The organism is Streptomyces sp. NPDC002054 (assembly GCF_040296685.1).
Lineage (GTDB): Bacteria > Actinomycetota > Actinomycetes > Streptomycetales > Streptomycetaceae > Streptomyces.
The window spans coordinates 14340-27503 of sequence record NZ_JBEOXT010000016.1; the positions used below are offsets into that span (position 1 = coordinate 14340).

Below are 13164 nucleotides of genomic sequence, written 5' to 3' on the forward strand. Positions count from 1 at the left end.
GCGCACGCATGACCACCGACCCCCTGCCGGCCGCACGACCCGCCGACGGCGCCGCTGGCGCCGCTGGCGCCGCCGACCGGGCCGATGGTCCCGCCCGTGACCGGGCCGACGCACGGGCCGCCGACGGCGTGGATGGACGCGCCGCCGAGTCGGCCGCCGACTGCTCTGTCGGCCGGGCCGATAGCCCCGCCTCGGACCGGGGCGACGCACGGGCCGCCGCCGACCTCGCCGCCGGCGAGGACGCCGCGCGGGTTGCCGATCGGGCGCTTGTCGGGGCTGCGCGGCATGGTGTCGGGGCGGTTGCTGCGCTTGTCGGCTGTGCCGTCGTTTCGGCCGCGACCGCGCTGGCCGAACCGGCCCTCCTCGGCCACACCCTGGACCTGCTGCTCGCACGGGATGCCTCCGCTCCCGCCTGGACCGCCGTGTGCGCCGCGCTCATCATCGCCGACGTCCTCCTCGACGCGGTCGCGGCCCGCCTGACCGGGACCGTCGGAGCCCGCTCCACCGCCTGGCTCCGCCGCCGGGCCCTCGACCGGCTGCTGGCCGCCGCTCCCCACCACGCAGCCCGGTTCCCGCCCGGCGACCTCGCCGCCCGGCTCACGGCACACACCACGGAAGCCGGTACGGTGCCCGCCACCGCCGCCGGTGGCGTGGTGGCGCTGCTGCCCCCGATCGGCGGTGTCATCGCCCTCCTGATCATCGACCTGTGGACCGCCCTGGCCTTCCTCGCCGGACTGCCGCTGCTGCTCGCGCTGTTGCGGGCCTTCGCCCGCGACTCGGCGGCCAGCGTCACCCGCTACCAGCAGCTCCAGCTCGGCATCGCCCGGCGGCTCGCCGAGGCGCTCGGCGGCGCGCGGACCATCGCCGCCGCCGGCACGGCGGACCGTGAGCGCGCACGCATCCTGCGGACCCTGCCCGAACTCTCGGCCGCCGGCCGCAGCATGTGGCGCGTCTACGGCGGCACCGTCGCCCGCAGCACCGCGCTCCTCCCGCTCCTGCTGTACGCCGTGATCGCGGTGGCCGGGTTCCGGCTCGCCTCCGGCGCCCTCGGCGTCGGCGACCTGGTGGCCGGGGCCCGGTACGCCGCCCTCGCGGCCGGGCTCGGCGCGGCCACCGGAGCACTGGCCGGCGTGGTACGGGGGCGTACGGCCGCACGGCGCACCGCCGAACTCCTCGCCTTGCCGGAACTGGCCCAGGGCACGGCCCGGTTGCCCGGCCCGGGCACCGGCCCCGGCCCCGACGCCGGCCCCGCCATCGGCACGCTCGACCTGGACGACGTCACCGTGGTCCGGGACGGCGTGCACGTGCTGAGCGGCGTCACCCTGCACCTCCCCGGCGGCACTCGGGCGGTGGTCGTCGGCGGCTCCGGATCGGGCAAGTCCACCCTGGCCGCCGTCGCAGGCCGGCTCACCGCTCCCGACCGCGGCCGGGTCCGCCTCGACGGGGTAACGCTGGAGGAGCTCGGCGCCGCGGAACTGCGCCGCGAGGTCACGTACGCCTTTGCCGGCCCGGCCCTCTTCGGCGACACAGTCGGGTCGGCGATTGCCTTCGGGGTCTGCCCGCCGCCGGGACCCGAGGCGGTGGTGGCCGCCGCCCGCGCCGCCCGCGCCGACTCCTTCATCCGCCGGCTCCCCGAGGGGTACGGCACCCCGCTCGCCGAGGCCCCGCTGTCGGGCGGCGAGGCCCAGCGGATCGGCCTGGCCCGCGCCTTCTGCCGGCCCGGCCGGCTGCTCATCCTCGACGACGCCACCTCGAGCCTCGACACCGTCACCGCCCGCGAGGTCGACCGCGCCCTCGCCGCCGAGGTACGGCCGGGCACCCGGATCACGGTGGCCCACCGGGTGTCCAGCGCCGCCCGCGCCGACGTGGTGGTCTGGCTGGAGCGGGGCCTTGTACGGGCCGTGGGACCCCACCGCGACCTGTGGCAGGACCCGCACTACCGGGCCGTGTTCGCGGCCGGCCCGACAACCGAGCCGGCCGAGGCCGCCGGGCCGGCGAAGGCCGCCGAGGGCGTGCGATGACGCCCGGACCGCTCCACCGGGTCGCCCCGGAGGCCCGCCGGTTCCTGCGCGGACGCCGGCGCGCGCTCGCCGTACTCGCCGGCTGCTCCCTCGCGGAGTCCGCCCACACCTTCCTGGGCGGATACGCGGTGGCCCGCGCCCTCGACGACGGGTTCCTCGCGGGAGCCCCCCGGACCGGCGCGATCTGGCTCGCCGTGGCCGCGGCGGCGGCCCTGCTCGGCGCACCCGCCATGCGCGGGGTCTTCGCCGGCCTCGCCGCGCTCGTCGAGCCGCTCCGGGACGGGCTGGTGCGCCGCGCGGTGACCGGCGCACTGGACACGGCGGTGGCGCGGCCCGCCCGGGCGGCCCGGGCTGCGGACACCGCCGCGGTGTCCCGGCTGACCCAGCAGGCGGAAATGGCCAGGGATTCCTTCGCCGGACTCCTCCTGACGGCCCGGTCGTTCGTGTTCACCGCGCTGGGTGCCCTGGTGGGCCTGGCCTCCCTCGCGCCGGTGCTCCTGGTGTTCGTACTGGTCCCGCTGCTGCTCGGGCTCGCGGCGTTCGCCGCCACCCTGGCCCCGATGGCCGCCGCCCAGCGCGCCTGGCTCGACAACGACGAGGCGCTCTCCGCCCGGGCCGGTGCGCTGGCCGCGGGCCTGCGGGACGTGGTCGCCTGCGGGGCCGCACCCCAGATGACGGCCGAGACCGGAGCCCTGATCGCCGAAGCGGAACGGCTGGGGAACCGGCTGGCCCGCTGGGCCGCCCTGCGCACCCTCGCGCTGGGGCTGGCCGGCCGGCTGCCGGTCGTCCTGCTGCTGGCCGCAGCACCGTGGCTGCTCCGCCGGGGGGTCAGCGCCGGGACACTGGCGGGCGCCCTGACGTACCTGCTCCAAGCACTGCTGCCCGCCCTGCACAGCCTGATGGCAGCACTCGGCACCGCAGGCACCCGCCTCCTGGTGGTACTCGAACGATTCACCACCCCGCCCCCCGGCCGCGCCCCGACCGAGCCCCCGCCGCCACACGCACCGGCTCCACCCAAAACGCCCGCCCCGGGGGTTCCCGCCCCGGGCGTACCCGCCCCGGGCGTACCCGCCCCGGGCGTACCCGCCCCGGGGGTTCCCGTCCCGGGGGTACCCGCCCTGGGGTTACCCGCCCCGGGGGTTCCCGTCCCGGGGGTTCCCGTCCCGGGGGTACCCGCCCTGGGGTTACCCGCCCCGGGCGTACCCGCCCCGGGGGTACCCGCCCTGGGGTTACCCGCCCCGGGGGTTCCCGTCCCGGGCGTTCCTGTCCCGGGGGTTCCCGTCCCGGGGGTACCCGCCCTGGGCGTTCCCGCCCGGGGGGTACCCGCCCCGGGGGTTCCCGTCCCGGGGGTACCCGCCCCGGGCGTTCCCGCCCCGGGCGTTCCCGCTCCGGGCGTTCCCGCTCCGGGGGTACCCGCTCCGGGGGTACCTGCCCCGGGCGTACCCGCACCCGCCGCACCCGCACCCGGTGCACCCGCACCCACTGCACCCGCCGCCGAACTGCGCTCCGTCACCTTCGCGTACGGGCCGCGCGCCCGGCCGGTGCTGCGCGAGCTCGATCTCATCGTTGCGCCGGGCGAACACCTGGCCGTCGTGGGGCCCAGCGGTATCGGCAAGTCCACCCTCACCGCCCTGCTGGCCGGGCAGGTGCAGCCCGACCGCGGTGCGGTCCTGCTGGCTGGCCGGCCCGCCCGCCCGGAACCTGCCGCACCGGGGCCGCCCGGGCCCGACCCGCGCCGTACCCTGCTGCCGCAGGAGGCGTACGTGTTCACCGGGACCGTACGCGAGAACCTGAACCACCTGCGCCCGGCCCCGGCCGCGGACCACCGGCTCGTCGAGGCCGTTGCGGCCCTCGGGGCGGAGGGGCTCGTGGAGCGGCTGGGTGGCCTGGACGGGCCGGTGGACCCCGCCCGGCTCTCCCAGGGCGAGCGCCAGCACCTCGCCCTGGCCGCGGCCTACGTCTCGCCCGCCCCGCTGCTCCTGCTCGACGAAGCGACCTGCCACCTGGACCCCCGTGCCGAGGAGCGGGCGGAGCGCGCCCTGGCCGCCCGCCCCGGCACCCTGGTCGTGGTGGCCCACCGCATCTCCTCGGCGCTGCGCGCGGACCGCGTGCTGGTGCTCGACGGGGACTCGCACGCTGTATGCGGCACCCACGAGGAGGTGCGGGAGCGTTCGCCCGCCTATCGCGACCTGGCCGGCCTCTGGGTGGACCACGAGGGATGAGGGCCCGGACGGGCGGACGGCCGGACGGCCGGGCGCCCCGGGCTGCCCGGGCGCCCCGGCGGTCCCGGCGGCTCAGACCCAGCCGGCCTGCCGGGAGATCCGTATCGCGTCGACGCGGTTGCGGGCGCCGACCTTCCGGCCGGCGGAGGCCATGTAGTTGCGCACCGTGCCCCGGGCCAGGTGCAGGGCGTGCGCGATCTCGTCGACGGAGTCCCCGTCGGCGGCGCGGGCGAGGACGCTCCGCTCCCGCTTGCTCAGCGGCGTGCTGCCGTTCTCCAGCAGTGCGGATGCCAGGGAGGCGTCCACGGACCGCTCGCCCCCCGCGACCTTGTGGATGGCCTGGACCAGGCGCCCCGGCGAGCCGTCCTTGTCGACATAGCCGTGCGCCTGCGCCTGGAACGCCCGGCGCAGCGAGCCGGGCCGGGCCGCCGTCGCGAGCACCAGCAGTGCCGTGTTCCGGCCCAGGACCCCCGTCCGGGCCGGCCCGTCCCCGTCGAGGACGGCCGACGCGCCCGGACAGTCGACGTCCACCACGCAGACATCGGGTTGTAAGGATTCGGCCTGTTGTTCGGCTCGGGTCCAGGCCGCCGCCGCGACATCGAAGGGCCCTTCCGCGCGGAGCAGCGCGGTGAGAGCTGATCTCAGCAGGTTGACACTGTGGAGCACCAGAATCCTGGTCATGGCTGTCCTTCTCGGTCGGCGTGGTTCGGGGGTTGCGGGGTGTTGCGGGGTGTTGCGGGGTGATGCCGGATGGTGACGACCCCATCCCGCTGCCCACGATCGGCCCCCGGGAATACGACGGTCGGGGCACGGGGGGCGCAGAGCGTGTGCTTCCGGCCAAGGGAGCCCCCGGGAGGGACGTTTCACCGGACCGGTCCGGGGTGCGGCCGTGCGGTACGGCTCCGGAGCCGTACGCTCCGCCCCCGATGGCCTGGGCATGCTCCCGCCGGGCGACGGCCGGGGCGGCGGCCGGGACGGACCGGGCCCGGATCCGCCCGTACCCCCGCACCCGGACGCCGGTCGTCCCCATCGCTCCCCATCGGTCCCCTTCGTGCCGTGGCCGCCGCGCGCGCGGCGGCCGGGAACATGGCGCGAACCCGGCCGGGGCGCAGTACCGCCACCGGCGCGCGGGGGTGGCGTCCGCGCGGTCGGCGTACGCCGGGGCGCACAGCGGGGCGGCCGGACGACGCGCCCCGGCCCGTCCGGCGCGCCCGAGCCCGTCCGGCGCGCTGATGACGTGCCGGAGTGCCCATACTGAAGGAGCCGAAGGATCCGGCGGTGGCGACGATGGATGAGCGCGAGCCGACCCAGGACGTGACCAGCGGTGCCGCGAGGGACGCCGGTGGGTGGCTGGGCGCGGTGCCGATGGCGCTGCTGGCGACCGGCGCGGACGGAACGATCGTGCGCTGGGACGCCGGCGCGCAGGACCTGCTCGGCTACGCCCCGCCCGAGGTGGTGGGCCGGCACATCGCCGACCTGCTCCATCCCGGTGCGGGCCGGGGCCTGGGCCGGTCCCTGTGGGAGTCGGCCGTCCAAGGCCGCGGCGTGATGGGCTCGGTCACCGCCTGGCACCGCGACGGTCACCCGATGGAGCTGGAGATCTGGGCCTGCCCGGTCCCGAGCCGGCACACCGGCACCACCGTGCAGGTCCTCGCGGCCGATGCCCACGGTGCCCGCCGCATCAGGGGCTCCTCGGTGGTGTGGGACGGCCTGTTCGCCCGCTCCCCGGTCGGGATCGCCGTGCTCGACACCCAGCTGCGGTTCCTGCGGGTCAACCCCGCCCTGGAGGCGATGACCGGCGTATCGGAGGCCGCCCACGAGGGACGGCGCCTGCTGCAGGTGCTGCCCGAGGTGAACGTGACGGAGATGGAAGTCGTGATGCGCCGCGTCCTGGCCACCGGGGAGCCGGTCCTGGACAGCCGCCTCACCGGCCGGACCCCGGCCGACCCCCGGACCGACCGGGTGTGGTCCTGCTCCTACGTCCGCCTGGAGGACGCGGCGGACCAGCCGGTCGGCCTCGCCGCCTCCATCATCGACATCACCGAGCAGCAGACCGACCACCTGGAAGCCGAGGCCGGCCGCCGCCGGCTCGCCCTGCTCAACGAGGCCGTCCTCAAGATCGGCACCACGCTGGAGGTGGAGCGCACCGCCCAGGAACTCGCCGATGCGGCCGTCCCCGCACTCGCCGACGTCGTGACCGTGGACGTCCTCGAGACCCTCGCCGCCGACGGCGATCCCGGGGTCGGGCTGGTCGGCGGGGCGGCCCTGCGCCGGCTGGGCAAAGCGCCGCTCACCGACTCCCCGGTCGCCCACGCGCTCGCGCCCCTCGGCCGGACCCTGCCCTTCCCGTCCTCCGCACCTTTCACCCAGCCGCTGGTGGACCGTCAGCCCTTCGTGCTGGACCGGCTCGACGCGCGGGACGCCGTCCTGACCACCCGTCACCTGGGCACGTCCGAGGAACTGCTGCGGCTCGGCGTGCACTCCGTCATGATGGCGCCGCTGTCCGCCCGCGGCGTGGTGCTGGGCCTGGCCACCTTCCACCGGACCGGCCCGGGCGGCCCCTTCGGCCCGGACGACGTCGCGCTCGCGGGCGAGCTGGCCGCCCGCGCAGCCGTCTGCATCGACAACGCCCGCCTCTACCACCGCGAGCACGACACCGCCGTGATCCTCCAGCGCAGCATGCTCCCCCAGCACATCACCCCGCCCCCGGGCATCGAGGTCGCCCACCGCTATCTGCCCGCCAGCGACGTCAACGAAGTCGGCGGCGACTGGTACGACGTCGTGCCCCTGCCCGACGGCACCGTCGCCCTGCTGATCGGGGACGTGATGGGCCACGGCACCGCAGCCGCCGCGGTGATGGGCAGGCTGTCCGCCACCGTGCGCGCGCTGGCCCGCCTCAACCTGGCCCCCGGCGACCTGCTGGAGCACCTGGAGGAGACCCTCGCCGACCTCGCCCACCCGATGCTGGCCACCTTCCTGTACGCCGTCTGCGACCCCGCCACCGGCCACTGCCGCATCACCCGCGCCGGGCACCCGCCGCCGGTCGTGGTGACCCCGGACGGCACGGCGGGCATCCTCGACCTGCCGACCGGAGCCCCGCTCGGCATCGGCGGCATCGACTTCACCACCGCCGATGTCCTCCTGGAACCGGGCAGCCTCCTGGTCCTCTACACCGACGGGCTGGTGGAGACCCGCGCGAGCGACATCGACGAGCGCCTGAGTGAACTCACCCACCTGCTCACCCGTCCCGGCCCCTCCCTCACCCGCCTGTGCGACACCCTGGTCTCCCATCTGGTGCCCGTCTCCGCGGACGACGACGTCGCGCTCCTGATCGCCCGCATCGGCACCCAGCACACCGGACCGGAGCCGTGAACGAAGAACCCCGCGCCCATCCCCCCACCCACCGCACGCCCTCCGCCCTGCTCGCCTGGTTCGCCTGGTGGTCCGCGCTGCCGCCCGCGGCCGGCTCCGCGGTGATGGCCACCGGCATCATCTCGGTCGGCCTGCACCTGATCGGCCACGAGACCCTCTCCCTGGTGGCCCTGGTCCTGGCCCTCGCGGCCTGGCTGGGGCTCGCCGCGGACTTCACCGTACGGCTGCTGCGCACGCCCGCCCGCTGGACCGCCGAGGCCGACACCCCGCCGGCGCTCACCGCCGTCGCGGCCACCACCGTCCTGGGGACCCGCCTGTCCCTCCTCGGCCGGCAGCCGCTCGCCGTGGCCCTGCTGGTCCTGGCGGCGGTGCTGTGGCTGGTGCTGCTGCCCGGCGTACTGCGGCACCGCAAGCGGAAGATGCCCGGGGCGGTCTTCCTGGTGTGCGTCGCCACCCAGGGGATCGCGGTGCTGTCCGGCACCCTGGCCCACGCCCTGCCCGCGAGCCCGCTCGCCTGGGTGGCCTTGACCGCCTTCGCCGGGGGCCTGCTGCTCTACGGACTCGCCTTCGCCCGGTTCGACCTGGCCCAGGTCCGCACCGGCGCGGGCGACCAGTGGGTTGCAGGCGGAGCGATGGCCATCTCCGCGGTCGCCGGCTCGAAACTCGTTGCCGCACCCGAGTTCACCGGCCTGCTCCACGAGCTGATCCACGCTCTCACGCTGCTGGTCCTCGTCCTGGACCTGGCCTGGTACGCCCTGCTGGCGGTCGCCGAGATCCGGTGGCTCCGGCCGCACTATGACGTACGGCGCTGGGCGACCGTCTTCCCCCTGGGCATGACCGCGGTCGCGGTCCTCTCCGTCGGCGACGCGGCGGACATCCCCTGGCTGTCCACGCCCGGCGGGGTGCTCCTCTGGATCTCCGTGGCGGCCTGGGCGGTCGTCCTCGTCGGCGCGGCCAGGTCGGCGGCCCGCGCGATCGCCGAGGCCCGCACGGCCGGGAACGGCGGGAATGGGCTCCGCCCGCCCGGGTAGGCGCGCGGCATGTCCTCCCTCCCGTCCTTCCCGCTGACCGACGGCACCGTGTCCCTGCTGGCCCACGGCTACGCCTGGGCCCCCGACCTGCGGCGGGCCCACCACGGCGCGGAGCTCGTCCGGACCCGGCTGCTGGGCCGTCCGGCGGTCCTCCTGCACGGCCCGGCCGCCGTCGCCTTCTTCTACGACGAGGACCACGTCCTGCGCCACGGCGCCCTGCCGCGGCCGGTGCCCGACACCCTCTTCGGCAGGGGAGCGGTGCACACCCTGGACGGGGCGCCGCACCGGGCCCGCAAGGAGCTGTTCGTCTCCCTGCTCATGTCCCAGGCGGGCGTCACCGCACTGACCGACCGCGTCGCGGCCGACTGGGACGCCGCCGTACCGGGGTGGGCCGGCCGCCGGGTGGTCCTCTTCGACGAGGTGAGCACGATCCTCGCGGAGGCGGTCTGCGACTGGGCGGGCCTCCCCGTCCCGGACGATGCCGCCCGCGAGATCGCCGAGGACTGCACCGCCATGGTCGACGGCTTCCTCACCCCCGGCCCGCGGCACCGGCGGGCCGTCCGCGCCCGGCGCCGCCAGGAAGCCGCCCTGGTGCGCGCCGTCCTGGACGTCCGCGACGAAGGGCCGCACCGGGACGGCCCGTTCGCCCCGTCCCGGCACGCCGGCCTCGCCGGCTCCGCCCTGGAGACGGTCGCCCTGCACCGTACGCCGGACGGCACCCCGCTCGATCCGCGCACGGCGGCCGTGGAACTGCTGAACATCATCCGCCCCACGGTCGCCGTCACCTGGTTCGCCGTCTTCGCCGCGCACGCCCTGCACCGCGATCCCGCCGCGCGGGACCTGCTGCGGACCGGCGGTCCCAGGCACGCCCGGGCCTTCGCCCACGAGGTGCGCCGCTTCTACCCGTTCGTGCCCTTCGTCGGCGGACTGGCCGCCCGCGACACCGCGTTCGACGGCGCCCCGATTCCCGCCGGGACCGTGATCCTCCTCGACGTCTACGGCCACCACCACGACCCGGACCTGTGGGAGGAGCCCTACCGCTTTGACCCCGTACGCTTCCTCGGCCGCGAGCCCGCCCGCGACACACTCATCCCCCAGGGCGGCGGTGACGCCCGCACCGGCCACCGCTGCCCCGGCGAGGACATCACCGTCGCCCTCCTCGGCACCCTCTCCCGGGCCCTGGCGGACCTGGACCCCGCCGCCGCGACCGTGCCCGAACAGGACCTGTCCATCCCGCTGGGCCGGATCCCCACGCGGCCCCGCAGCGGCTTCCTCATCGACCTCGCCCGACAGCCGGCCACCCGACAGCCGAGGAGTCACCATGCCTCACGGTTCCAGCACCACGCCTGACCACCGGCGGAGCCCCGCCCCCGCCGCCGACCGGGAGGCCGGACGATGACCCGGCCGGCCCCCATGGACCCCGGCGGCAGCCTGCGCATCGTGGTCGTCGGCGCCACCGGGAACGTCGGGACCAGCGTGGTCCAGGCCTGCGCCGACGACCCCGCCGTCGCCTCCGTCCTCGGTCTGGCCCGCCGGGCCCCCGACTGGCGGCCCGCCAAGACCGCCTGGGTCGCCGCCGACATCGAACCGGGCGGTCCCGACCTCGCGCCCCTCTTCACCGGGGCCGACGCCGTGATCCACCTCGCCTGGAAGTTCCAGCCGACCCACCGTCCGGAGACCACCTGGCGGACGAACGTCCTCGGCAGCCTGCGCGTCTTCGAAGCCGCCGCCCACGCCGGCGTGCCCGCCCTGGTGTACGCGTCCTCCGTCGGCGCGTACTCGCCCGGCCCCAAGGACCGTACGGTGGACGAGTCCTGGCCCACCCACGGCTGGCCGGAGGCCGCTTACACCCGCGAGAAGGCGTACCTGGAACGCGTCCTCGACGCCTTCGAGCAGACCCACCCCGACCTGCGCGTCGTACGGATGAGGCCCGGCTTCCTCTTCAAGCGGACCTCGGCCTCCGAACAGCGGCGGATCTTCGCCGGGCGGCTCCTGCCCGGGCGGCTCGTCCGCCCCGGCCTGATCCCGGCCGTTCCCGATCTGCCCGGTCTGACCTTCCAGGCGCTGCACACCGACGATGCCGCCACCGCCTTCATGGCGGCCGTCACCCGGCCCGTCCGCGGCGCCTTCAACCTGGCGGCCGACCCGCCGCTGGACGCGAACGTCCTGGCGGGCCTCCTCCACGCCCGCCGCCTGCCCCTGCCGACGGCCCCGGTACGGGCGGCCCTCGCCGCCGCCTGGCGGCTCCACCTCGCCCCCGCCTCTCCCGACCTGTTCGACGCCGTCCTCCGGCTGCCGCTGATGGACTGCTCCCGGGCCCGAGCCGAACTGGGCTGGCAGCCCCGCCACACGGCGGTACAGGCTGTCGAGGAGTTCCTGGTGGGCCTGCGCGAGGGCGCCGGAATGCCCACCGCCCCGCTGGCCGCCTGAACCCGGCCCGGCCGGGGGATTCATGTCGGCCGGTCCGGGTAGGCGCCGGACATGAACGCCACATCCGCCATATCCGGCAGACCTGGCAGATTCGGCAGATCGGGAACGTATGGCGCATCCGCCACGCGAACCGCCCGGCCCGCCCTGCTCACGGTCTACCTCAACGACCACCTGACCGGGTCCGGCGGCGGGGTCCGGCTCATCCGCCGGATCGCCGACGTCCACCGCGACACCGACTTCGGTCCGCAGCTGGCCGTACTGGCCCGCGACATCGCAGAGGACCAGGACAGCCTGCGCCGGATCATGCACGACCTCGGCGTCCCGGTGCGGAACCTCCGGGAAGCCGTCGGCCGGCTGGCGGAACTGGCCGGGCGGCTCAAGCTCAACGGAAGGATCCTCTCCCGTTCCCCGCTGAGCGACGTCCTGGAGCTCGAGGCGATGCGCCTGGGCGTGGAGGGCAAGGCGGCCTGCTGGCGTTCACTGCGCGCCGTCGCGGTCGGCGACGACCGCCTCGACACCGCCGAACTCGACCGTCTGCTGGCCCGGGCGGAGGACCAGGTGCGGAGCCTGGAGGCGATGCGCCTGCGCCGGGCCGGCGAGGTCTTCACGGCGGACCTCCGCCGGAACGCCACACCGGATCGACCAGGTCGAACAGATCGAAGGCCGTCATGATTATCCTCGGACTCATCCTGCTGATCGTCGGCTACATAGCCGGAATATCCATCCTGTGGACCATCGGCATCATCCTGATCGTGATCGGGGCCATCCTGTGGATCCTGGGAGCGCTCGGCCACGCGGTCGGCGGCCGGAACCACTACTGGTAGCGCCGGCCGGCCAGGCCCCGGCGTTCCTCCTCGGTGAGCCCGCCCCAGACCCCGTACGTCTCCCCGACGGATAGTGCGTGCCGCAGGCACTCCGCCCGCACCGGGCACCCGGCGCAGATGCGCTTGGCCGCCCGGTCGCGGGCGATGCGGGCCTCACCGCGCTCGCCCGCCGGGTGGAAGAACCTGCGGGAGCCGAGCCCCCGGCACGCCGCGTCCGCCTGCCATGCCCAGTCCTGTTCGGCCGGGCCGGGCAGGTGCGAGGCAGACGTAGCAGAAGAAGACGCAGACGTACGGGACATTGCCGGTTCCTTCCGGGCGAGGGGGCGTCGGTTACGCGCCTGCTCGTCAGGGCGCGGCCCAAACCTCCCCGGCGGGGCCGGGCGGCCGGTCAGGGCCTGTCGGGGTCCGAGAGCGGCAGGTGGGCCCGGATGGCCGCGACACCGAGCGGGAACGACAGGTGCCCCGGATCGCGGAGCACGGACAGTGCGGTGTCGATCTCCGCCCCGGACATGCCGCCGGTCTCGCGCAGCCGCGGGCCGAGGGCGGTCAGGGTCTGGATCCACCACTCGGTCATCGCGGCGTCGGCGCGGAGCGCGGGCAGGGTGATGTCGGCGGTGATGTCCTCGAAGCCGTTCCGGTGGAGCACGGAGGTTGCCCGCAGGCCCCACTCCACCTCCATGCCGTAGGAGGAGGCGAGCAGCTCGCAGGCGGCCTCGACGGAGCGGCGCACCGGGTCGCCGGCCGGCATCTGCGCGGCCGGGAAGTGGACGATCTCCTCCAGCAGAAGCGTTCCGCCGGGGGCCAGCCAGCCGCGCATCCGCTCCACCACGCGCTCCCGCTCCGGCAGGTGCATCAGCACGCAGCGGGCGTGGATCAGATCGAAGGACCCGTCGGGGAAGGGGTCTTCGACGATGTCGTGACGGAGGGTGTGGACGTGTTCGGGGAGCCCGGCCGGCAGGTGGGAGACGTCGAGGTCGGTGGCGGTGACATGCCCGCTCGGACAGCGCTCGGCGAGCCAGGCGGCGACCGTGCCGGTGCCGGCCCCGACCTCCAGGACCCGCGTGTCCGGCCCGAGACCGGCCGCTTCGAGACGGAGGAAGGTGTCGGGGTCGAGGGCTTCGGCGAGGGCACGCAGCCGGGCGGCCTCCGCCGGGTTGGTGCGGCCGAGTTCGTCGGCGTAGTGGCTGCTGTCGGCGGTCGGCACGTCGTGACTCCGGCTTCTGTGCGTCTACAGGTCGGTCAGGCTCTTCTCGATGACTCCTGA

General features: G+C 75.9%; 11 protein-coding genes. 8 read left to right on the forward strand and 3 right to left on the reverse strand.

What is annotated here, in order from left to right; translation table 11 throughout:
• Nucleotides 1–8: 8 nt before the first annotated feature.
• Nucleotides 9–2021, forward strand: coding sequence for an ATP-binding cassette domain-containing protein (locus tag ABT123_RS16780; protein WP_351314398.1), 2013 nt, complete (start codon nucleotides 9–11; stop codon nucleotides 2019–2021).
• Complete coding sequence (locus ABT123_RS16785; protein ID WP_351314401.1) at nucleotides 2018–4243, forward strand: ATP-binding cassette domain-containing protein; 2226 nt, start codon at nucleotides 2018–2020, stop codon at nucleotides 4241–4243. The genes ABT123_RS16780 and ABT123_RS16785 overlap by 4 nt, the downstream gene beginning before the upstream one ends.
• Nucleotides 4244–4315: 72 nt before the next feature.
• Here ABT123_RS16785 and ABT123_RS16790 read toward each other — a convergent pair whose 3' ends face one another.
• Nucleotides 4316–4924 carry a response regulator transcription factor gene (locus tag ABT123_RS16790; RefSeq protein ID WP_351314404.1) on the reverse strand — a complete coding sequence of 203 codons (609 nt, stop codon included), beginning with the start codon at nucleotides 4922–4924 and terminating at the stop codon, nucleotides 4316–4318.
• Nucleotides 4925–5530: 606 nt separating this feature from the next.
• Here ABT123_RS16790 and ABT123_RS16795 point away from each other — a divergent pair.
• From ABT123_RS16795 to ABT123_RS16820, 6 genes are read left to right on the forward strand one after another with little or no spacing between them, the layout of a single operon-like run.
• Nucleotides 5531–7615, forward strand: coding sequence for a SpoIIE family protein phosphatase (locus ABT123_RS16795; protein ID WP_351314815.1), 2085 nt, complete (start codon nucleotides 5531–5533; stop codon nucleotides 7613–7615).
• Between the two features lie 47 nt (nucleotides 7616–7662).
• Nucleotides 7663–8646: a tellurite resistance/C4-dicarboxylate transporter family protein gene (locus ABT123_RS16800; protein WP_351314817.1), complete on the forward strand. Its 984-nt coding sequence runs from the start codon at nucleotides 7663–7665 to the stop codon at nucleotides 8644–8646.
• Between the two features lie 9 nt (nucleotides 8647–8655).
• Complete coding sequence (locus tag ABT123_RS16805; RefSeq protein WP_351314407.1) at nucleotides 8656–9996, forward strand: cytochrome P450; 1341 nt, start codon at nucleotides 8656–8658, stop codon at nucleotides 9994–9996.
• 45 nt (nucleotides 9997–10041) lie between these two features.
• On the forward strand, nucleotides 10042–11076 hold the full coding sequence (locus ABT123_RS16810) for an NAD-dependent epimerase/dehydratase family protein (RefSeq protein ID WP_351314410.1): 1035 nt from the start codon (nucleotides 10042–10044) through the stop codon (nucleotides 11074–11076).
• A gap of 51 nt (nucleotides 11077–11127) precedes the next feature.
• Entirely contained in the window at nucleotides 11128–11748 is a 621-nt protein-coding gene (locus ABT123_RS16815; RefSeq protein ID WP_351314413.1) for a hypothetical protein, read from the forward strand.
• Nucleotides 11745–11900: a DUF6131 family protein gene (locus tag ABT123_RS16820; protein ID WP_351314416.1), complete on the forward strand. Its 156-nt coding sequence runs from the start codon at nucleotides 11745–11747 to the stop codon at nucleotides 11898–11900. The genes ABT123_RS16815 and ABT123_RS16820 overlap by 4 nt, the downstream gene beginning before the upstream one ends.
• Here the strand turns inward: ABT123_RS16820 and ABT123_RS16825 are convergent.
• Together ABT123_RS16825 and ABT123_RS16830 are read right to left on the reverse strand one after the other, a co-directional pair.
• Nucleotides 11891–12199 (reverse strand): WhiB family transcriptional regulator, encoded by a 309-nt coding sequence (locus ABT123_RS16825; RefSeq protein ID WP_351314419.1) that lies wholly within the window; start codon nucleotides 12197–12199, stop codon nucleotides 11891–11893. The two genes, ABT123_RS16820 and ABT123_RS16825, sit on opposite strands and share 10 nt — an antisense overlap.
• Nucleotides 12200–12288: 89 nt before the next feature.
• Complete coding sequence (locus ABT123_RS16830) at nucleotides 12289–13104, reverse strand: class I SAM-dependent methyltransferase (protein WP_351314422.1); 816 nt, start codon at nucleotides 13102–13104, stop codon at nucleotides 12289–12291.
• Nucleotides 13105–13164 lie beyond the last annotated feature (60 nt).

What these genes read in the sequence shown, in the direction of transcription:
- ABT123_RS16780 (WP_351314398.1), top strand. Translation starts at nt 9, where the DNA reads ATGACCACCGACCCCCTGCCGGCCGCACGACCCGCCGACGGCGCCGCT.
- ABT123_RS16785 (WP_351314401.1), top strand. Translation starts at nt 2,018, where the DNA reads ATGACGCCCGGACCGCTCCACCGGGTCGCCCCGGAGGCCCGCCGGTTC.
- ABT123_RS16790 (WP_351314404.1), bottom strand. Translation starts at nt 4,924, where the DNA reads ATGACCAGGATTCTGGTGCTCCACAGTGTCAACCTGCTGAGATCAGCT.
- ABT123_RS16795 (WP_351314815.1), top strand. Translation starts at nt 5,531, where the DNA reads ATGGATGAGCGCGAGCCGACCCAGGACGTGACCAGCGGTGCCGCGAGG.
- ABT123_RS16805 (WP_351314407.1), top strand. Translation starts at nt 8,656, where the DNA reads ATGTCCTCCCTCCCGTCCTTCCCGCTGACCGACGGCACCGTGTCCCTG.
- ABT123_RS16810 (WP_351314410.1), top strand. Translation starts at nt 10,042, where the DNA reads ATGACCCGGCCGGCCCCCATGGACCCCGGCGGCAGCCTGCGCATCGTG.
- ABT123_RS16815 (WP_351314413.1), top strand. Translation starts at nt 11,128, where the DNA reads ATGAACGCCACATCCGCCATATCCGGCAGACCTGGCAGATTCGGCAGA.
- ABT123_RS16820 (WP_351314416.1), top strand. Translation starts at nt 11,745, where the DNA reads ATGATTATCCTCGGACTCATCCTGCTGATCGTCGGCTACATAGCCGGA.
- ABT123_RS16825 (WP_351314419.1), bottom strand. Translation starts at nt 12,199, where the DNA reads ATGTCCCGTACGTCTGCGTCTTCTTCTGCTACGTCTGCCTCGCACCTG.